This window comes from Vicinamibacteria bacterium, from assembly GCA_035620555.1.
Taxonomy (GTDB): Bacteria; Acidobacteriota; Vicinamibacteria; order Marinacidobacterales; family SMYC01; genus DASPGQ01.
The window spans coordinates 1-18,698 of record DASPGQ010000507.1 but is presented as its reverse complement, the minus strand read 5'-3'; the positions used below and the strand labels follow the sequence as shown (position 1 = coordinate 18,698).

Here is an 18,698-nt window from a genome sequence, read left to right as displayed (position 1 = left end):
CTTCTGGCTCATTGCCTACTACGCGCATCGTTTCTACAAGGAGAAGTACGAGGAACTCTCCAAGCTTCACCGGCAGACGCTCGAAGCCTTCGCCTTCTGTATCGACGCCATGGAGCTTCATACCGATTTCAAGCACCACACACATACGCATATTCAGCGGACGCAGGTTCTCACACTCGGTCTGGCCAGAGCCCTGAACGTGGACGACAAGACCTACGAGGGGCTTCGCTATGCCTCCGTCCTGCACGATGTGGGAAAGATCTCCATCCCCTCGTATATTCTCCACAAACCGACCAGACTGACCGAGCGCGAGTTCCAGAAGATGAGCACTCACCCTGCGGTCGGCGCCGAGATCCTCTCGTCGATCGACTTCCCCTTCCCGGTGGTGGAGATCGTCAAGCACCACCACGAGAACTGGGATGGAAGCGGCTACCCCGATGGGCTGGAGCGCGAAGCGATTCCCCTGGGCTCGAGAATTCTCGCGGTAGCGGACTGCTACGAAGCGCTCACCGCGCGTCGGGTCTACCGTCGCTCGCTCGACTCGGAGCAGGCGCTGAGCATCATGAAACGCGAGTCTCACAAGTTCGACCCTCGCGTGTTCGCGAAGTTTCAAGAGGTTCTACCCGCTCTCAGGCGCGAGCTCGACTCCATCGAGGTCGTGCCTCTCACCGATCCCAAAGAGCACACCGATCGACGCCGAGACCGCGACGTAGTGGGCTCACCCAAGTCGGCGACCCTGTCGAGCTCGATCTCCGAGCCCCAACAAGAGATTTTCACCCTCTTCGAGATCCTGCAGAACATCGGGACCTCGCTGTCCCGCAACGACACATTGACGATCCTCGGCTCCAAGCTCGAGAAGATCGTTCCCTTCACGACGCTCGTCATCTATCTCGCGGACGACTCCAATGGCGAGCTGCGGCCGGCCCACATCGCCGGCGAGAACAAGGAGGCCTTCGCCGGACTCTCCATCGAGGTGGGAACACGACTCGCCGGCTGGGTCGCGGCCAATAACCGCTTCCTCTACAACGTTCATCCCGGCCCCGATACGATGGCGCTTCCCCCCGAGATCAAGAGCCTCTACGGAAACTCCTTTCTCGCTCCGCTCGTCCACGAGGAGCGGCCCCTGGGGACGATCGCGCTCTATATGGCCGGCGATCAGCGCTATAGCGACGATCACATACGGTTGATGGAGATCGTCTCGAACCGGGCATCGATTGCTCTTTTCAACGCCATCCGCTTCGAGGAGACCCAGGAAGACGCCTTCACCGATCGGCTGACCGGCCTTCCCAACTCGCGCTTCCTCTATATCTTCTTCGAACAGACCCTGTCGGAGGCCAAGCGATACGGAGAGCCGCTAACCGTCATCGAGATGGACCTCGACGACTTCAAAGGTATCAACGACCGCTACGGGCACCACACCGGCGACCGCTTTCTCAAGGAAGTCGGGCGCGTCCTCAAGGAGCACATGCGAGATGCCGATGTGCTCGTTCGTTACGCGGGTGACGAGTTCATTGCCGTGCTCCCCAAGACGTCCTACGAGCAGGCACGACAGTTCTCTTACCGGCTCCAGGACGCGGTGGAGGCGACGGAGCTCGACGTGGGAGTGGGTGCTCATCTGAAGGTCGGAATCTCCCTCGGTCTCGCTTCCTATCCGGCTGCCGGCCAGAACCTCGAGTCATTGCTCATGGCTGCCGACAAGAACATGTACGAGGACAAATCACGTCGGCGAGGGAGGAAGCGAGGAGACGGCGAAAGCTATCAACCGAGCCTATTCGGCAAAGAGGAGCTCCAGGGGCAGCACCCGAGCTGACGGAGTCGTCCCGACTTCCCTATGCGCCGAGTCGTTCTGACGCGGGTCGCCACGGCGCTGCCCTTGTTGCTCGCCACGAGCCTCGTTTCCTTCGTCCTTCTTCACCTCGCACCGGGAACCTTCGTCGACGGGCTCCGGTTCGCTCCGGGGATTCCCGCGAGAGTCGTCGACGAGCTGACGAATCGCTACGGCCTCGATGAGACCTGGTACCGGCAGTACGGCTCCTGGCTCGCCGGAGTTGCTCGCGGGGAGCTCGGCGTGTCGCTCGGTTATCAACGACCCGTCCGCGAGCTGCTGAGCGAGAGCGTTCCCCGCACCCTCGTGCTTGCGTCCGTGGCTCACGTTGTGAGCCTGTGCGTCGCCTTTCCGTTGGGCCTCTTCGCCGCCTCCCGCCGGAACGGGCCGTGGGATCGGGGGCTTTGTGCGGCGGCCGTCAGCCTCGCATCGGTACACCCCGTAGTCGTTGGTCTCGTGGGGATGATGGTTGCCGCCTCGACGGGCCTCGTCCCCGTGGGAGGCGGCTCGACCGCGCTAATCCGGTCAGGTACGATCGAGAGGGCGCTCGACCTGGCGAGCTATCTCTTCCTCCCGGCGGCGATCCTGTCCCTCGTGATGCTGCCCGCCTTGCTCCTCCAGGCCCGGGGAGCCTTCGTCGATGCCTTGCCCGCCGCCTTCGTTCGCGCGGCGCGAGCACGCGGCATCGAAGAGGCCAGGCTCTTGTCGCGTCAGGTTGCGCCCGCCGCGATGGTGCCCCTGCTGAGCTACTGGGGGAGCTCGCTCGGGAGGCTCCTGAGCGCCTGTTTCCTCGTCGAGGTCGTCACCGGATGGCCGGGTATGGGGAGGCTCGCCCTGAAGGCCCTCGGCGATCGAGACCCTTTTCTCCTGCTCGGCTCACTCTTCGCGGCCGCGGTCCTGCTGATCGTCGGGAATCTCTTCTCGGATCTGCTGCTCGCCAGGGCCGATCCCCGTTTGCGTTTGGAGGAGGCGAGCCGTTGAGAGGTGGAGCCGGAATTCTGATCGGGCTCACGGTCTTGGCAACGGTCGGTCCGTTCCTGGTCTCCCACTCGCCCGTTGCTCAGGACCGGAATACCATCTATTCGCCGCCCTCGTTGGGCGAACACCCTTTCGGCACCGATGGACTCGGGCGCGACGTGCTCTCGAGAAGCATTCACGCGGCGCGCTACAGCTGGGCGACCGCCTGGACGGGCGTCCTCCTCACGCTTTTCTTGGGAACGTTGGCGGGTGCGGTGTCCGGCCTCGTCGGCGGCAACGTCGATCGCGCCGTCATGAGAGGCACGGAGCTGTTCATGGCGTTTCCCGCGCTCTACTTGTTCCTCGCTCTCAGGAACCTTTTTCCCGACGAGCTGACTCCCGTCGAGTCGGGGGTCATCGTGGTGGCGTCGCTCGCAACCGTCGGTTGGTGCTCGGTCGCTCGCTTCGTCCGCGGCCAGGTTCTCGAAATAAGAGAGCGCGACTACGTGACCGCGGCCGTCGCATTCGGCGCCCCGCGGCGTCAGGTGATCCGGATCCACGTCCTGAGGGCGCTCAGCCCCGTGCTCCTGCTCCAGGCGGGACTACTGTTTCCCTATTTCGTGCTCGGTGAAGTCACGCTGTCGTTTCTCGGTCTCGGTCTTCAGGAGCCGTACCCCAGCTGGGGAAACATGCTGGCCTCGTCGGTGGGAAGCCTCTTCGTCCTCCGTGAGTATTGGTGGTGTTGGCTCGCCCCGGCAACTTTCTTGACCGTGGCCAGCCTCGGTGCGAATCTCGGGTTCGAGGGGATCCGGGAGAGGATCAAACGAGCGTGAGTCCTCGTTCGACGAGGTGGTAGTCGATGACCGACCCTCCCGCCCTCGAGATCGCCTCACTCACCTTCGACCGCAGCTCCTCCGGGGCCGCAACGATCATGCATCCCCCGCCTCCAGCCCCACAAACTTTGACTCCCGTACTGCCGGCTTCATGGGCCGTGTGAATGATCTTTTCGAGCTCGGGGCTCGAGACGGCGGGCGCCATGCGACGACGGCATTCCCAGTCCTTTCCGATCAGCCCGGCGACACCGTCGAGATCGCCACGAACGAGGGCGTCGCGGACGGCAACGGCGGTTTTACCGCTCTCGGCGACGGCGCTCCGGGTTTCCTGGTCACCATCGAGAAAACGCCTCACGACTTCCCAGTTCGTGGCTCCCGACCGGTGAGGCTGGTGGGAGTACGCTAGGGAAAAGCGCCTTTCGAACGCATTTCGGTCGAGCTCGAGGGGCTCCCGCCGGTGGCGCAGCTTCTCCCACCACAGACACATCGCGCCTCCGTACACCGGTGGGTAGTGATCCTGGGCGCCGGTCATTGTACCGAGAACCTCGACCTCGACGTCCCTCACGATGGAAACCAGGTCAGAGGCGCGGTAGCGGAAACCGGCGACGGCGTTCAGCGCGCCGGCGATCGAAATCCCGAGTGACGACGACGCCCCCAGCCCCGCTTGTGGTGGCGCCTGGGAGTGAATGCTGACGGTGAGGGGCGAGGCGGGCTTGAAAAAGCCGAGAAGACGCCCACAGATTTCTGCGCCCGGGACCTCGACGAGATCCTCGAAGGTGCCGGAAGCCAGCTCCCGGCCGGAATCGCGCTCGCGAACGTGGAACCGACTGTCCTCCGATTCGGTGATGACGGCTTCGGTGTAGAGATCGATCGCGAGGTTTACCGTGGCCGCCTGTTCGATCAGCAGGTAGAGCGGCCAGAGATCAAGAGTACCGCCCGAGAGGTCGATGCGGCATGGCGCCCGGGCCCGAACCGTCATGGCTCAAAAGACGAAGCCGACGTAGAACGCAAAGCTCGTCTCGGCGTCGGATTGGAACGCTCGCTGAAGTTGCAGCTCGAGATCGAGTCGACCCAGCTCGACCCCGCCCAGCAGCTGGAAACCCAGGTCGCTATCCCACTCGAAGTCGCTCTGGATCTGAGAGAACTGGCTCAAGAGCCCGATGCCCCCTCCGCCGTAAGGGCGGACGTCGAGCGCCGAGGCCTTCATCTTCACGTTCACGAGCCCATTCAGCGGTACGAACGTGGCGGTGCCCCCCCCGACGACATCCTGACGGTACACCGAGGTTTGCGCCTCGAAACCGACGAAGATCGTCTCACCGAGATTGACGGGATAGTCGCTTCCAAACCCGACGCGCCATCGTCCCTCGAACCCGATGTCTCGAGGATGAAAGATGGCGCCGAAGCGTAGGAAAGCATCTCCTGCGCTCGCTGGCCGGGAGACGGAAGCAATCAGAGCCGCCGCGCCCACCAGCAGGAAGGCGGGTCGTATGTTCATGTAGCGTCGAATTATAGCGTAAGCCCGATGTTATCCTTGTAACCCCATGGACGAGTTGATTGCGTCGGTCCGCAGGAGGCTCTCGGCGAGATCCCCCAAGAGACTCGAGAGCAGACTGCGGCCCGCCGCAGTGCTCGTTCCCATCATCGTCTCTCCCGAGGGCTGTCGACTCCTGTTCACCCGTCGCGCCAGCAACCTTCGTCGGCAACCCGGTGAGATTGCCTTTCCCGGCGGAGCCGTCGATCCCGGCGACGCGACACCTCTCGAGACCGCCCTTCGGGAGAGTCGAGAGGAGATCGGTCTGGCGCCGCACGATGTGACCCTCCTCGGCGAGATGGACGAGCGGGACACCGTGACCGGATTCTGCATCACCCCGTTCGTGGGCGCGGTGGAAGGGCCCTATCGGTTTCGTCCGAACCATGAGGTCGACGTACTCTTCGAGGTCCCGATCGAAGCGCTCCGGTCGCCAGCGGCCCTGCGGGTGGAGCAGCGAAAGCTCGGTGACGGCCGGCGGCGCGAGATCTACCACTACCGGTACGGCGCCCACGACATCTGGGGCATCACCGGGCGGCTCGTCGCGGATTTCCTGACGCTGGTCGATTGAATTCTCCCGCGGCCCGCCGCCGCGCTCAACGCGATGGCTTGAGGCAGTCCTCGGGAGGTCTTTGCACGAATCCCAGAAACACCGGATGACGCAAACGACCGTCGTTGGTGAGCTCCGAGTACTCGACACGAACGACCAATCGGGGCTCGAGCCACTGGATCTCTCCCGGCCCCTCGGCATCGACGGCGGGACGATCGGTCTTGATCAATTCTAGCTCCGTTCCCAGCTGCGACAGAGTTTCTTGATCGAGCCCGCTTCCCACGTTTCCGAGCCAGACGAGCGCCCCGTCATCGTGGCTCGCAAGGACCAGCGATTTGACCCGTCCGCCGACTCGGTCTCGCACGAGTCCCACGAGAACGCCATCCGTCGTTCGCCGTACTTTTAGCTTGAGCCATTCCCTTGTCCGCTCCCCCGGCAGATAGCGGCTCGCCAAGCGTTTGGCGACCACCCCCTCGAGGCGTTTGTCGATGGCCTGTTGATAGAGCGCCCGGCCCTGACCCACGACATAGGTATTTTCGACGAGAGGCGAGGGGGGGTCGGCAAGGAGCTCCGACAGGAGATTCTTCCTCTCGATGAGGGGCAGGTCGAAGAGCGCGCGAGCGTTACGATAGAGAAGATCGAAGGCGATATATACCACGGGGTGCGTTCTCGACTTGATCAAGGCGTCCTCGCGACGCGCGGTCTGCTCCCGAACGAGGACGCGCTGGAAGCTCGGTCTGCCGTCCTCGTCGAGGACGACGATCTCGCCGTCGAGGATGCCAGAACCGGGGAGCTTCGCGATCCCGGCGACGATCTCCGGATAGCGATTCGAGCTGTCGCTCAGCTTGCGGCCCTGGAGCCGCGCGACTCCGGGTCCGAAAAAGGCGAGGGCACGAATCCCGTCCCACTTGATCTCGAAGAGATGCTCGGCGGAATCGAACGGGGCGCTCGTGCCGGCGAGCATTGGGGCAATCTTCTCGTCAAGCCAGTCGCCCTTCCCCAAACCGGACCGCACCTATTCGTTGACGGCCTTCGCCTTTTCCTCCCCCGCCGATTCTGCGGTGCGGCTCGCCTGGAGACTCGACTTGAGCGCCTCCATGAGGTTGATGACCTTCCCCGTCTCGACCTCGGGCGGCTCGACGATCTCCTTTCCTTCCGCTTTGGCTTTGATGATATCGAGAAGCGCCTTTCGATAGTTGTCTTCGAAGGCTTTGGGATCGAACGGCTTGGTAATGGCGTCGATGAGCTGCGTCGCGAGCTGGAGCTCCGCCGGGTTGACCTCCGGCGAGGATTCGAGCTCCTCGATTCCCGAGAGTGCTCTGACCTCGTCGGCATAATAGAGCGCCGACATCACGAATGACTTCTCCCGCGGACGAACGGAAACGACCTGCTCCTTTCCATTCATCACCACGCGCGCCAATCCGATGCGATTCATCTCCTCGGTCGCTCTCAGGATGGTGGCAAAGCTCTCGAGGGCTACCGGACCGTCGGGAACGACGTAATGGGAGCCGTGGTAATAGAGCGGATCGATCTCGTTTCGATCCACGAACTGCACGATGTTGATCGATTTCGTCGACTCGAGCCGTACTTTCGTGAAGTCCTCCTCGTCGATGATGACGTATTGCTCTTTCGCGTACTCGTAGCCCTTGACGATCTCGTCGCTCGCGACACTGCGCTCGCAGACGGGACATCGCTTGTCGTATTTGATTCGGCTGTTGCACGCTTTGTGAATCTGGTTGAACGACAAGGCTTGGGAACGGGCCGCCGGATACATCCGGACGGGAATGTTCACGAGCGAAAGCTTGAGAAAGCCCTTCCAGGTCGGTCTCACGGTATTCTCGGCCTCCGACCGATACTAGGGTTCCCGCGCGCGGGAGTCAAATGGGTAGGCGTCCAGGAGGGCTAAAGCAAATAATGCACGAACTCTACGGCGAGTTAGTGCAATTATGGCGTTCATCCATCTAGCCATTTAGTATCTGTCAGTTATAGGGTTTCGATGGCACGTTGACGAGTCGCTGGGATAGCGGTAGACTAGAGGCTAGTGCAAACAGTGCAGCCTCCTCTGGCCGTTGGAACGGAAGAGTCTTCCCACTGTCCAGGAGAAGTGGTTTGCTGCCAGTGGGTTACACTTCCTGCCCGAGCTGGCACACGACTTGCTCTATGGCAGGCAAATGCGAGCACTCTGGAGAAAACCTCGTGGGCTGCGCCCCCGGGCTCCCTACGCCAACCTCATCGCGTTCATGCGCGATCGCCTGGCCAAGGATCCGGGCGATCAGAGGCTTCGGCAGTCCCTCGCGACTCATCTAGGGATGGCGGGCCGTTACGACGAGGCCGTAGCCGAAGTGGAAAAGCTTCTCGAGAGCGGCTCTTCGGATTTCGAGACGAAGAGATTGCTGGTGGGGCTCAAGTTTCATCGACTGCTTCGAGGCCTCGCCGGACGCTGAGCCCCCGCCCTGGTGCTCGATCATGAGCCAACGGGGGGCTCGGGTGCTCGAGAGCGTGCTCGTGGTCGACTCTTCGGCGGCGGAGCGGCGTCTCATCGCGTCCTGGCTTTCGGCACGAGGCCTCGAGGTCTCGACCGCTTCTCGGCTCGGCAGCACTCCCCTGAGGCGTTATGGGCTCGCGGTCGTGGGCATCGAGCTGCTCGAGAGCCACTGGGCGAGCGAGCTCGCTCGCCTCAAGCGTGAAGCGCCCCAAACCGAGATTCTCTTGACCACTCCGGCGGGAGAGGGGTCGGTCGAGACCGCGGTCCAGGCGATTCGCGCCGGGGCCTATGATTATCTCGTCAAGCCCCTCGATCCGAATCGCCTTCCTCTCCTGGCGATGAAGGCCCTCGAGCGACGACGCCTCTCCGAAGAGAATCGGTCGTTGCGAGAACGTCTGTCCCTCAAGGACGAGTACGGGAGCGTGATTGGAAAGAGCCGGGCGATTACCGAGATCTACGACATCGTGGACCAGGTCGCCGGCACCTCGGCAACGATCCTTCTGACCGGCGAGAGCGGGACGGGAAAAGAGCTCGTCGCCAAGGCGATCCACGCACGAAGCCCGAGACGGGACCGGCCATTCCTGTCGATCAACTGCGGCGCCCTCCCCGAAGGGCTTCTCGAAAGCGAGCTGTTCGGATTCGAACGGGGGGCCTTTACCGGCGCCGTGGAGGCCAAGCCCGGCAAGATCGAGCTCGCCGATTCGGGAACGCTGTTTCTCGACGAGGTCGGCGAGATGAGCCCGAAGACGCAGGTCGACTTCCTCCGAGTTCTCCAGGAGCTCGAGTTTCGACGGCTCGGGGGGGAGAAGCTCGTACGCGTGGATGTGCGCATCATCGCCGCCACGAACAAGGATCTCAAAGCCGAAGTCAAGGAAGGCCGATTCCGCCAGGACCTGTACTATCGGCTCGCGGTCGTCCCCATTCATATGCCTTCGCTCCGGGAGCGGAAGGAGGACATCCCGCTTCTCGTCGACGGGTTTCTCGAGGAGTTCGCCCGGGCGAATCGAAGGGCGCCGAAACGGGTCTCGGCTCGCGCGATGGCGCAGCTGGTTCAGTATCCCTGGCCGGGGAACATTCGCGAGCTCCGAAACGTGATCGAGCGGCTAACGGTGACGGTGAACGTCGCCATAGTGAGGCCGGAACATCTGCCGGTCGAGATTGCCTCGGGAGCGATGAACGCCACCGACGGCATCATGATTCGACTCGGGACACCGCTCGACAAAGTGGAGGAGATCGTCATCCGGCGAACGCTGGAGGAGCTGACGTCACACCGGCAGAAAGCGGCGCGCATTCTCGGAATCAGCCCCAGAGCGTTACACTACAAGATCGCGCGTTATGGTGTTTCTCGCAAGAGGAGCGTGACGTCCAAGTGATTGGCCGCCCCAGGTTTGGTATGATCGCCAAAGGGAAGAGCCGCGTTGACGTCCACCATAGTGAGTTGACCCACCCGAACGGAGACACTGCATGTCGACCGAGACCCTCGTAGGTGAGAGCAAGTCCGCCGTCAGGCCAGCAATCGTGAACGATTTTTCCATTCAGGTAGCGACGGTGAACGGCTCGGGAAGCCAGTCTTCCAACAACGTGCTGATGCGATCGATCTTTCAAATGGGTGTCCCGGTCAGTGGGAAGAACCTGTTCCCCTCGAACATTCAAGGGCTGCCTACCTGGTTCACCATCCGGGCGAGCAAGTCGAGCTACGTGGCGCGCAAGCGCGAGGTCGATCTACTCGTGGCGATGAACCCTCAAACGGCACGCGAGGACGTTGCCTCCCTGGGACCGGGAGCCGCGGTCGTCTACGAGGAGACCCTCGGCCTGGAAAAGACTCGATCGGATCTGGTCTTCTACCCGGTCCCGTTCTCCGATCTCGCCAAGGAAGTGATCGACGAGGTCCGACTGCGAAAGCTTCTCGCCAACATGATCTACGTAGGCGTGGTGGGGCATCTTCTTTCGATCGACAAGGACGAGATCCATGCGGCGGTCGAAAAACAGTTCAAGAGCAAAGCGAAGGCGGTGGAGCTGAACGTGAAAGCGGTCGAGATCGGCTTCGCCTACGCGGAGAAACATCTCACCAAGTCCGATCCTTTGAGGGTCGAGCGGATGGACGCGACCGGAGGCAAGATCCTCATCGACGGCAATGCCGCCGGCGCCCTGGGATCGATGTTCGCGGGGGTTACCGTCGTGACCTGGTACCCGATCACTCCGTCATCCAGCCTGGTGGAACAATTGATCGACTACCTCAAGGCCTATCGAATCGACGAGAAGACCGGCAAGGCGACCTTCGCCGTCGTCCAGGCGGAGGACGAGCTCGCCGCCATCGGTATGGTGCTGGGGGCGGCCTGGGCGGGTGCCCGGTCCATGACCTCGACGAGTGGCCCGGGAATCTCTCTGATGGCGGAGTTCGTCGGGCTCGGTTACTACGCTGAGATCCCGGCGGTGATCTGGGACATCCAGAGAGTGGGTCCCTCCACGGGCCTTCCCACGCGAACGGCTCAGGGCGACGTTCTGAGCACCTACCTGCTGTCTCACGGGGACACGAAACACATCCTCCTCTTTCCTTCCTCGGCAGAGGAATGTTTCGAGTTCGGCGGCACGGCCTTCGATCTCGCCGAGAGGTTCCAGACGCCGATCTTCGTCATGTCCGACCTCGACCTGGGGATGAACATCTGGATGTCGGATCCGTTCTCCTATCCCGACAAACCGCTGGATCGGGGGAAGATTCTCGACGCCGCGGCTCTGGAAAAAGCCAAGAAATTCGCACGCTATCGGGACATCGACGGAGACGGCATACCTTATCGGACGCTTCCCGGGACCCGGCACCCGCTCGCCGCCTATTTCACTCGGGGAAGCGGGCACACGGCTGACGCCGAGTACAGTGAGCGGCCCGACGTCTATCAGGAGAACCTGGACCGCCTCGCGAGGAAATTCGAGACCGCGAGACGCTACGTGCCGGGGCCGGTGACCGACGAGGCCGATGGAAACGAGGTGGGCATCATTGCCTTCGGGACCAGCCACTGGGCCGTGCTCGAGAGCCGAGACCAGCTCAGGGCAGAGCACGACGTTTCCACGAGCTACCTGCGCATTCGGGCCCTGCCGTTCAATGACGAGCTCGCTGGCTTCGTCGAGCGCCACGAGAGGATCTACGTCGTGGAGCAGAATCGCGACGCCCAGATGCTTCAGCTCGTGCGGATGGAGCTCGCCGAGAATGCGGCGCTCGTCGCCAGGCTGCGAAGCGTGCTCCATTACGACGGTCTGCCCATCGACGCGCGTTCGGTGACGGATGAGATACTCAGACAAGAGAGGTCCAAGGGCTAGGGAGAAGCACGATGGCAACGACAGTCGACGAAGCGCCAGCATCCAGGAAAACCAATCGAATCGGCCTGACTCAGACCGATTACAAGGGTAAACCCTCGACTCTCTGCAAGGGTTGTGGCCACGATTCCATCAGCAGCCAGCTGGTGAAGGCTTTCTTCGAGTACGGAATCGAGCCTCATCGGGTGGCCAAGCTATCGGGCATCGGATGCTCGTCGAAGACCCCGGCCTACTTCTTGAACCGGAGCCACGGCTTCAACGCCGTGCACGGCAGAATGCCATCCATCGCTACCGGCTGCGTGCTCGCCAACCGCGAATTGATTGCCGTTGGTGTCTCGGGCGACGGTGACACGGCCTCGATCGGAATCGGGCAGTTCGTCCACCTTCTGCGGCGCAACCTTCCCGTGGTCTACATCGTGGAGAACAACGGCGTCTATGGCCTGACCAAGGGGCAGTTCTCCGCCACCGCCGATCTGGGATCCAAGCTCAAGACCGGCGTGAGCAACGATCTCCCCGCCATCGACCTGTGCGGGCTCGCGGTCGAGCTAGGCGCCACCTACGTGGCGCGGTCGTTCGCCGGGGATCCGAAACAGGTGGTCGCCCTCATTCAGGGAGCCTTTGGCCACAGTGGAACGGCCGTTCTCGATATCATCAGCCCGTGCGTCACGTTCAACAACCACGCAGGATCCACCAAGAGCTACACCTGGGGCAAGGACAACGAAGAGCTGATTCACGAAGTGGATTTCATTCCTCATTTCGAGGACATCGAGGTCGAGTACGGCGAGGGTGAGGCCCTGAGCGTCGAGCTCCACGATGGCTCCCACATCGTACTGAAGAAGCTCGAGCGAGATTACGACCCAAGGAACCGCCGACGCGCCATGGAGTTACTCGCCGAGGCGCACGAAAAGCAGCAGTTTCTCACCGGGCTGGTCTACGTCGACCCCAAGGAGAAGACGTTCCTGGATCTGCTGAATCTGGTGGACGAGCCCCTGGCGACCCTTTCGGTCGAGCGGGTGCGCCCCCCCCGGTCCGCGCTCGAAGAGATCATGGAGACGCTCGCCTAGAAGGGCGCTGAATCTCGATGTCGAGAGTCACCGAACAGGACGTTCTCTCGAAGCTCGAGGCGCTACGCGATCCCGATCTCGGGCGAGACATCGTGTCCCTCGGCTCGGTCAAGAACGTCCGCATCTGCTCGCCCATCGTTAGCTGCGATATCGAGCTGTCGAATCCCGCGAGTCAAGCGCGGGACCGACTCCGGAAGGAGGCGGAGGCCGCACTGCTCTCGATTCCCGGTATCGAGGAGGCCAACGTGAGGATGACCTGGTCGGTCTCCGCGCCTCCCGAGGCAGCGGGTCGCGTGCTGCCCTCGGGACAGCAGGCTCCGGCGCCTCAGCGGCCCGAGGGGGTAAAGAATCTCATTGCCATCGCCTCGGGGAAGGGTGGAGTCGGCAAGTCGACGGTGGCGGCGAATCTCGCCGTCGCCCTCCACGAAGCGGGAGCCTCGGTTGGCCTGTGCGACGCCGACGTCTACGGTCCTTCGCAGGGTACCATGTTCGGCATCACCCAGCACCCCCAGGCCAATGAGAATAAGCAGCTCGTCCCCATCGAATCGAACGGCATTCGCGTGATGTCCATGGGTCTCCTCACCACCAAGGAGACCCCCGTCATCTGGCGAGGACCGATGGCAACGCGCCTCGTGCAGCAGTTCTTGTCGGGCGTCGCCTGGGGCGAGCTCGACTACCTGCTCGTGGACCTGCCGCCGGGCACCGGTGACGTTCAGCTCACGCTGACCCAGAGCGTACCCCTGACCGGGGCAGTCATCGTGACGACTCCCCAGGACGTCGCGAGGAACATCGCGGAAAAGGGGCTTCGGATGTTTCAACCGGTCCAGGTTGCCGTGCTCGGAATCATCGAGAACATGAGCTACTTTCTGTGCGCCCATTGCGGAGAGCGCACCTACATTTTTCGCGAGGGCGGCGGAATGAGGATTGCCGAGGAGCTGGGGATACCCTTTCTCGGAGGGATTCCGATCGACCCGGAGGTCGTCATCTCTGGAGACGAGGGAAAGCCGATCGTCGTGCGTAACCCGGCGGCACCGGCCGCCGCGGCCTACCGGGAGATCGCCGCTCGCGTGGCGGCGGCGGTCGCCAAAGCCAATTACGAGGGTGCGCAGGCCGATCGCCCCAAGGAGATAGCCGCCGACGAGAAATCGTTACGCATCCGCTGGAGCGACGGATCGGAATCGAGCTTTCCTTTCCAGTTCCTCAGGAATCACTGCCCTTGTGCGGTCTGCGTGGACGAGTGGACCGGTGAGCGGAAGAGCCTCATCTTGTTGCTTCCGTCGAACTTTCGTCCGATGGCCATGGAGCCGGTGGGCAACTACGCCGTGCAGATCAGCTGGTCGGACGGGCACAACACCGGAATCTACAGCTTCCGCTATTTGCGCGAGCTCGAGGCGGAGTCGAGCCAGCCGAAGCCGAGCTAATTGGCGCCGGAGCGGGAGCCCGGCCGGGACACGTCGAGGACCCCTTCGACCGAGCGGATCGAGCGGGTGATCTTTTCCAGCTCCTTCAGATTGCCGATCGCGACGGTCACGTCGATGGACCCCTTTTGATCCTCGAACGTCTTGGCCTCGATGTTGCGAATGTCGGTGTTCATGTCGGCGATGATCGAAGTGATGTCGGCGAGGATGCCTTTACGATCCTCCACGTTGACCGACAAAGTGATGTCGTACTTCGCGTCCTTCTCGCCCTCCCAGGAGACGGCCACCCGCCGTTCGGGATCTACCATCAAATTGAGCAGGTTGGGGCAGCTGGCGGAATGCACCGACACCCCCTTGCCCCGGGTAACGTAGCCGGTGATGCTTTCGCCGGGTATGGGTGTACAGCACTTCGCCCGGTAGACCATCAGGTCGTCCATACCGTCGACTTTGATTTTGTCCTGGGATCCCCGAAGGACTCTCCGAACGGCCCGGGCAAGCGATGTCCCCGTGCCCGCTTTCTCGCGGAGCTTCTCTTCGGGGACGAGCTTCGAGAGAATCTTCCGAGGGGAGAGCTTGCCGTACCCGACCGCGGCATAAAGATCGTCGGCCTTCGAGAGTCCGTACTCCTTCAAAACCGTGGGAAACCCGTCGGTTTCCAGAATAGCCCTCAGATTGAAAGCGAATCGCTCCGATTCCTTGTCGAGAAGCTTCCGGCCGATCTCGATGCTTCTCATCTTGTCGGCGGCGTTCAGAAAGGTTCGGATCTTGCTACGGGCCCGGGCGGTGGCGACGAACGAGAGCCAATCACGGCTCGGCCGGTGGCCCCGAGCCGTCAGGATCTCCACGATGTCCCCGTTCTTGAGCTTGTATCGCAGGGGGACCATCAATCCGTTGACGCGCGCTCCCACGCATTGGTGTCCGATATCGGTATGGATCGAGTAGGCAAAGTCCACCGGGGTCGCGCCCCGGGGAAAGGATTTCACCTCTCCCTTCGGCGTGAAGCAGAAAACGTCCTCGGGATACAGGTCGATCCTGAGGTTGTTCAAGAACTCGTGCGGGTCCGCGATCTCGCGCTGAGAATCGATGATCTGCCGGAGCCAGGAAAAGTTCTTGACGTCATCCTCCTCGAGAGGCCTTCCTTCCTTGTATTTCCAGTGGGCGGCGATCCCCTGCTCCGCCACCCGGTGCATTTCCTCCGTCCGGATCTGGACTTCGAAGGGAACCCCCGATTCGGTGATGACGCTCGTGTGGAGCGACCGGTATCCGTTGGGACGCGGCATGGCGATGAAGTCCTTGATTCGGCCGGGAACGGGTCTCCAGGTATTGTGAATGATGCCGAGTGTGCCATAGCAGTTCTTGACGCTGTCGGTGATGACGCGGAGCGCGACGAAGTCGTAGACCTGGTCGAGCTCGATCCGCTGGCGTTTCATCTTCTCGTGGATGCTGTAGATGCTCTTGGTGCGCCCGGTGATCTCCGCGGGAATGCCATTCTCGACAAGCGCCTTCTCGAGTCTCGACTTCATCGCCGCAATGAAGTCTTCCGCCCATTTCCGCTTCGCCTCGATTCTCGCCGCGAGCACTCCATAGGCCTTGGGCTCGGTGTGCTTCAGGCAAAGCTCTTCGAGCTCGGACTTCATCCGACCGATTCCCAGCCTACCGGCGAGCGGAGCGTAGATCTCGAGTGTCTCGCGGGCGATTCGAGCGCGCTGCTCGTCGGAGAGATGCTGCAGCGTACGCATGTTGTGGAGCCGATCGGCGAGCTTGATCAATATGATGCGGATGTCATCGACCATCGCCAACAACATCTTGCGAAAGTTCTCCGCCTGGTGCTCCTCCGCGGACGAGAACTTCAACTTGCTGATCTTGGTGAGACCGTCGATGATATGGGCCACCTCCGCGCCGAAGAGCTCTTCGACGGCTTCGATGGTGGTGAGAGTGTCCTCGACGACGTCGTGCAGGAGCCCGCCCACGACGCAGACGATGTCGAGCTGCATCCCCGCCAGGATGTTGGCGACTTCGAGGGGATGGACGAGGTAAGGCTCACCCGACTTGCGAAGCTGTCCCCGGTGCTCCCGAGCGGAGAAAACGTAGGCTCTCCGCAGCAGCTCGAGGTCACCGTCCGGCAGGTAGGCGCGGACCTTGTCAAGAATGTTCTCGAAGCGGATCATGTTGAATCAGCTACCCTTGGGCGTCCGAGTTGACTGGCCCTCCCTCCCATAATATACTTCGCTCCCCATACGGCTGAATCCAATAAGGGGGTTCAAGGAATGCAAACCCACCACCTGAAATCGCTCGGCATCGTGGTCCTAGCTCTTGCCACCCTGGGTGGGTGCGCGAGCCTTCAGCAGAAATGGAACATGCTGAAGTCCCGAAGGGCGTTCAAACAGGCGAACCAGCACTACGCCAACAAGGAGTACGTGAACGCCATCGATTTCTACAACACGACGCTCGAGCTCGATCCCAACCCCGATCCGAGGGTTCTGGTCACGTCCATCTTCTACCGCGGCAGCAGCCACCATCTCATCTACCGTCCGACGCGGATGGACGATGCCGAGAACGACGCCCATCTGGACGCGGCGATCGAGGACTACGAGAAGGCGCTGGAGCTTGCCGGTGTCCATGCAGCGGAGTTCGAGATGCTCGCGCCCTATCAGAAGTACTCGATGGAGCAGCTCGCCGCGATCTATCGGGACGTCCTCGACGACTTCGGTAACGCAGAGCATTACTTCAAGTCGCTGATCGAGCTCGACTCCGCCACTCCCGAGCGCTACTACGCGCTCGCGGATGTCTACGAGCGCTTCCACGATCCCGAGGAATTGCCCCTACTGGAACAAGCTATCGAGGCTTACAAGAAGCCGGTGGAGATGAAGCCTGAAGATCCCCTGCCTTATCGCCAGGTTGCCAACCTCCTCAACAAGTACGGGCGTTTCGACGAGACCATGGACTGGCTCGCCAAGGCCCGCGACGTCAGGACCCAGGACCCCGAAGGCTACTACCTCATCGCCGTCCACTATTGGGACAAGGTCTACCGCGACCCCGATCTCACTGCGGCGGACAAGCGCGAGTACATCCAGCTGGGCCTGGACGAGCTCGATCAGGCCCTGGGGATCAACGGCGAGTACATCGATGCGTTGATCTACAAGAACCTGTTGCTCCGGGAGCAAGCCAAGATCGATCCGGCCCGCAGGGCGGAGCTCGAACAGCTGGCCAACGAGCTGCGAGACCGAGCCCTCGCGCTGCGCGAGCAGGAGCAGGAAGCCAAGAAGGCCGCCGAGGCTGAGGCCGCCGAAGCTCCGAAGACCTCGAGCCACTAAAAAAATGGGCGGGGGAGATGCCCCCGCCCATTTTCAGTATCGAGTGAAGCCTAGCGGCTTCCTCCTGCGTATCCTGGCTGCGGCGGGACGATTCCGACTCGCTCGACACCGTTACCCCTGGCCACGTCGAGCACTTCGACGACCTCGCCGTAGCTCAACTGGGGCGCGGCTTGCAAGAAGATCGTCTTGTCGGATCGGGTTTCGAAGATATCGCGGATACGAAGCGGAAGCTCTTCCCAATTGATGGGCTGCTTGTTGATGGTGACCTGCCGATCGATGTCGATGTTCAGAACGAGTTGATTCGGGTCGGGCTCGACGTTCTGCACGTTCTCCGCCGACTCGGGCAGCTCGACATCCAGGCCCTTCTGCGTGAGCGGCGTGACCACCATGAAGATGATGAGCAGCACCAACATGACGTCGATGATGGGGGTCACGTTGATATCGGACGTAGCGCCCTTCCCCTTGGGCATTGCCATTCCCATTTTCGTGCTCCTTTCGAAACCCGGAACTCAGCTTTGGACCTTCTGCTCCGTGATCAGGCCAATCTCGTCGGCTCCGCCGTCCCGGCAGAGATCCATGACCCGCAGGACGTCACCGTACTGCAACCCCTCGTCCGCTTTGAGAAAGAGTATACGCTCCGACTTGCCCTCGAATTCCTCAGAGAGCTTTGTGGGGAGCTCGGACTCCGCGATCGGAACCATGTTGACGTAGACGGTGTTGTCCAGCCTGACGGCCACGGTGACGGCGCTTTCGTTGTCCGGGTGATCGGTGGGGTATTCGGCCTGCGGAAGCTTGACGTCCACGCCCTTCTGGAGCAGGGGGGTGATCACCATGAAGATGATCAGCAATACCAGCATGACGTCCGCGAGCGGTGCCACGTTGATCTCGGAGTTGACTTCTTTCTGACCGAGTCCGGTCATGCCCATCGTCGTATCTCCTTAACTTGGAACTCGGTCGCCTAGGCGACGGTTTTCTTCGCCATGTAGTCGATGAGCTCCGAAGCGCTATTGTCCATTTCGACGGTGAAGCCCTCGACCCGGGTGGTGAGATAGTTGAACGCCCACACCGCCGGGATCGCCACGAACAGACCGAAAGCCGTCGCTACGAGCGCTTCGGCGATACCCGCGGAGACCGCGCCGATACCACCGGAGCCGGTGAGCGCCATGCCGCGAAACGCGTTGATGATGCCCGCAACCGTGCCGAACAGTCCGACGAACACGGCGGTGGCTCCGACAGTGGCGAGCCCGGCGAGGCCGCGCCTGAGGTCGGTCAAGTTGAGTGCCGTCGCTCGTTCGATGGCGCGGTGGGCAGCCTCCATCATGTCGTCACGCGTGCCGCCACCTGTCTCCTTCTGATACTCGTACTCCTGCAGTCCGGCCAGGAGAACCTTGGCGAGGTGGCTGTTCTTGACGTCC

The 18,698-nt window shown here is 62.0% G+C and carries 18 protein-coding genes; 10 read left to right on the top strand and 8 right to left on the bottom strand.

What is annotated here, in order from left to right; all coding sequences use genetic code 11:
- The 3 genes from VEK15_20695 to VEK15_20685 all read left to right on the top strand — a co-directional run.
- The coding region (locus VEK15_20695) for a diguanylate cyclase (GenBank protein HXV63130.1) at positions 1-1,810 on the top strand (1,810 nt) is incomplete at its 5' end.
- Positions 1,811-1,831: 21 nt separating this feature from the next.
- The gene (locus tag VEK15_20690; GenBank protein ID HXV63129.1) at positions 1,832-2,806 is read left to right on the top strand and encodes an ABC transporter permease; all 975 of its coding nucleotides are present in this window, start codon (positions 1,832-1,834) and stop codon (positions 2,804-2,806) included.
- Positions 2,803-3,615, top strand: a complete 813-nt coding sequence (locus tag VEK15_20685; protein HXV63128.1) for an ABC transporter permease — start codon at positions 2,803-2,805, stop codon at positions 3,613-3,615. Before VEK15_20690 ends, VEK15_20685 begins: the two co-directional genes overlap by 4 nt.
- Here the strand turns inward: VEK15_20685 and VEK15_20680 are convergent.
- Both VEK15_20680 and VEK15_20675 read right to left on the bottom strand, forming a co-directional pair.
- Entirely contained in the window at positions 3,602-4,594 is a 993-nt protein-coding gene (locus tag VEK15_20680) for a hypothetical protein (GenBank protein HXV63127.1), read from the bottom strand. The genes VEK15_20685 and VEK15_20680 overlap by 14 nt on opposite strands.
- Before the next feature lie 3 nt (positions 4,595-4,597).
- Positions 4,598-5,110, bottom strand: a complete 513-nt coding sequence (locus VEK15_20675) for a hypothetical protein (GenBank protein HXV63126.1) — start codon at positions 5,108-5,110, stop codon at positions 4,598-4,600.
- A gap of 46 nt (positions 5,111-5,156) precedes the next feature.
- On the opposite strand from VEK15_20675, the gene VEK15_20670 reads away from it, so the two are divergent.
- Positions 5,157-5,714, top strand: a complete 558-nt coding sequence (locus VEK15_20670; protein ID HXV63125.1) for a CoA pyrophosphatase — start codon at positions 5,157-5,159, stop codon at positions 5,712-5,714.
- 25 nt (positions 5,715-5,739) lie between these two features.
- Here VEK15_20670 and ligD read toward each other — a convergent pair whose 3' ends face one another.
- Both ligD and VEK15_20660 read right to left on the bottom strand, forming a co-directional pair.
- Positions 5,740-6,657: a non-homologous end-joining DNA ligase gene (gene ligD, locus VEK15_20665; GenBank protein ID HXV63124.1), complete on the bottom strand. Its 918-nt coding sequence runs from the start codon at positions 6,655-6,657 to the stop codon at positions 5,740-5,742.
- 51 nt (positions 6,658-6,708) lie between these two features.
- A complete protein-coding gene (locus VEK15_20660) occupies positions 6,709-7,524 on the bottom strand; it encodes a Ku protein (protein HXV63123.1) in 816 nt (271 codons plus the stop codon).
- Between the two features lie 238 nt (positions 7,525-7,762).
- On the opposite strand from VEK15_20660, the gene VEK15_20655 reads away from it, so the two are divergent.
- The 5 genes from VEK15_20655 to VEK15_20635 all read left to right on the top strand — a co-directional run bounded on the left by VEK15_20655 (position 7,763) and on the right by VEK15_20635 (position 13,972).
- A complete protein-coding gene (locus VEK15_20655; protein ID HXV63122.1) occupies positions 7,763-8,137 on the top strand; it encodes a hypothetical protein in 375 nt (124 codons plus the stop codon).
- 22 nt (positions 8,138-8,159) lie between these two features.
- Positions 8,160-9,551 carry a sigma-54 dependent transcriptional regulator gene (locus tag VEK15_20650; GenBank protein ID HXV63121.1) on the top strand — a complete coding sequence of 464 codons (1,392 nt, stop codon included), beginning with the start codon at positions 8,160-8,162 and terminating at the stop codon, positions 9,549-9,551.
- Between the two features lie 91 nt (positions 9,552-9,642).
- Complete coding sequence (locus VEK15_20645) at positions 9,643-11,490, top strand: 2-oxoacid:acceptor oxidoreductase subunit alpha (protein HXV63120.1); 1,848 nt, start codon at positions 9,643-9,645, stop codon at positions 11,488-11,490.
- 11 nt (positions 11,491-11,501) lie between these two features.
- Positions 11,502-12,551, top strand: coding sequence for a 2-oxoacid:ferredoxin oxidoreductase subunit beta (locus tag VEK15_20640; protein HXV63119.1), 1,050 nt, complete (start codon positions 11,502-11,504; stop codon positions 12,549-12,551).
- A gap of 17 nt (positions 12,552-12,568) precedes the next feature.
- The gene (locus tag VEK15_20635) at positions 12,569-13,972 is read left to right on the top strand and encodes a P-loop NTPase (protein HXV63118.1); all 1,404 of its coding nucleotides are present in this window, start codon (positions 12,569-12,571) and stop codon (positions 13,970-13,972) included.
- Here VEK15_20635 and VEK15_20630 read toward each other — a convergent pair.
- A complete protein-coding gene (locus tag VEK15_20630; GenBank protein HXV63117.1) occupies positions 13,969-16,137 on the bottom strand; it encodes a bifunctional (p)ppGpp synthetase/guanosine-3',5'-bis(diphosphate) 3'-pyrophosphohydrolase in 2,169 nt (722 codons plus the stop codon). The genes VEK15_20635 and VEK15_20630 overlap by 4 nt on opposite strands.
- Before the next feature lie 99 nt (positions 16,138-16,236).
- Here VEK15_20630 and VEK15_20625 point away from each other — a divergent pair, with 99 nt between their 5' ends.
- Positions 16,237-17,283 (top strand): hypothetical protein, encoded by a 1,047-nt coding sequence (locus VEK15_20625; protein ID HXV63116.1) that lies wholly within the window; start codon positions 16,237-16,239, stop codon positions 17,281-17,283.
- Positions 17,284-17,333: 50 nt separating this feature from the next.
- Here the strand turns inward: VEK15_20625 and VEK15_20620 are convergent, their stop codons facing one another.
- From VEK15_20620 to VEK15_20610, 3 genes are all read right to left on the bottom strand, one after another.
- Complete coding sequence (locus VEK15_20620; GenBank protein HXV63115.1) at positions 17,334-17,765, bottom strand: biopolymer transporter ExbD; 432 nt, start codon at positions 17,763-17,765, stop codon at positions 17,334-17,336.
- Between the two features lie 27 nt (positions 17,766-17,792).
- The gene (locus VEK15_20615) at positions 17,793-18,209 is read right to left on the bottom strand and encodes a biopolymer transporter ExbD (GenBank protein HXV63114.1); all 417 of its coding nucleotides are present in this window, start codon (positions 18,207-18,209) and stop codon (positions 17,793-17,795) included.
- 32 nt (positions 18,210-18,241) lie between these two features.
- Positions 18,242-18,698 (bottom strand): MotA/TolQ/ExbB proton channel family protein (locus tag VEK15_20610; protein HXV63113.1); only part of this gene is annotated, 457 nt, incomplete at its 5' end.

Bases quoted from the DNA above. Each gene is read 5' to 3' on its own strand.
- VEK15_20690 (HXV63129.1), top strand. From the start codon at position 1,832: ATGCGCCGAGTCGTTCTGACGCGGGTCGCCACGGCGCTGCCCTTGTTG.
- VEK15_20680 (HXV63127.1), bottom strand. From the start codon at position 4,594: ATGACGGTTCGGGCCCGGGCGCCATGCCGCATCGACCTCTCGGGCGGT.
- VEK15_20675 (HXV63126.1), bottom strand. From the start codon at position 5,110: ATGAACATACGACCCGCCTTCCTGCTGGTGGGCGCGGCGGCTCTGATT.
- VEK15_20670 (HXV63125.1), top strand. From the start codon at position 5,157: ATGGACGAGTTGATTGCGTCGGTCCGCAGGAGGCTCTCGGCGAGATCC.
- ligD (HXV63124.1), bottom strand. From the start codon at position 6,657: ATGCTCGCCGGCACGAGCGCCCCGTTCGATTCCGCCGAGCATCTCTTC.
- VEK15_20650 (HXV63121.1), top strand. From the start codon at position 8,160: ATGAGCCAACGGGGGGCTCGGGTGCTCGAGAGCGTGCTCGTGGTCGAC.
- VEK15_20645 (HXV63120.1), top strand. From the start codon at position 9,643: ATGTCGACCGAGACCCTCGTAGGTGAGAGCAAGTCCGCCGTCAGGCCA.
- VEK15_20640 (HXV63119.1), top strand. From the start codon at position 11,502: ATGGCAACGACAGTCGACGAAGCGCCAGCATCCAGGAAAACCAATCGA.
- VEK15_20635 (HXV63118.1), top strand. From the start codon at position 12,569: ATGTCGAGAGTCACCGAACAGGACGTTCTCTCGAAGCTCGAGGCGCTA.
- VEK15_20630 (HXV63117.1), bottom strand. From the start codon at position 16,137: ATGATCCGCTTCGAGAACATTCTTGACAAGGTCCGCGCCTACCTGCCG.
- VEK15_20625 (HXV63116.1), top strand. From the start codon at position 16,237: ATGCAAACCCACCACCTGAAATCGCTCGGCATCGTGGTCCTAGCTCTT.
- VEK15_20620 (HXV63115.1), bottom strand. From the start codon at position 17,765: ATGGGAATGGCAATGCCCAAGGGGAAGGGCGCTACGTCCGATATCAAC.
- VEK15_20615 (HXV63114.1), bottom strand. From the start codon at position 18,209: ATGGGCATGACCGGACTCGGTCAGAAAGAAGTCAACTCCGAGATCAAC.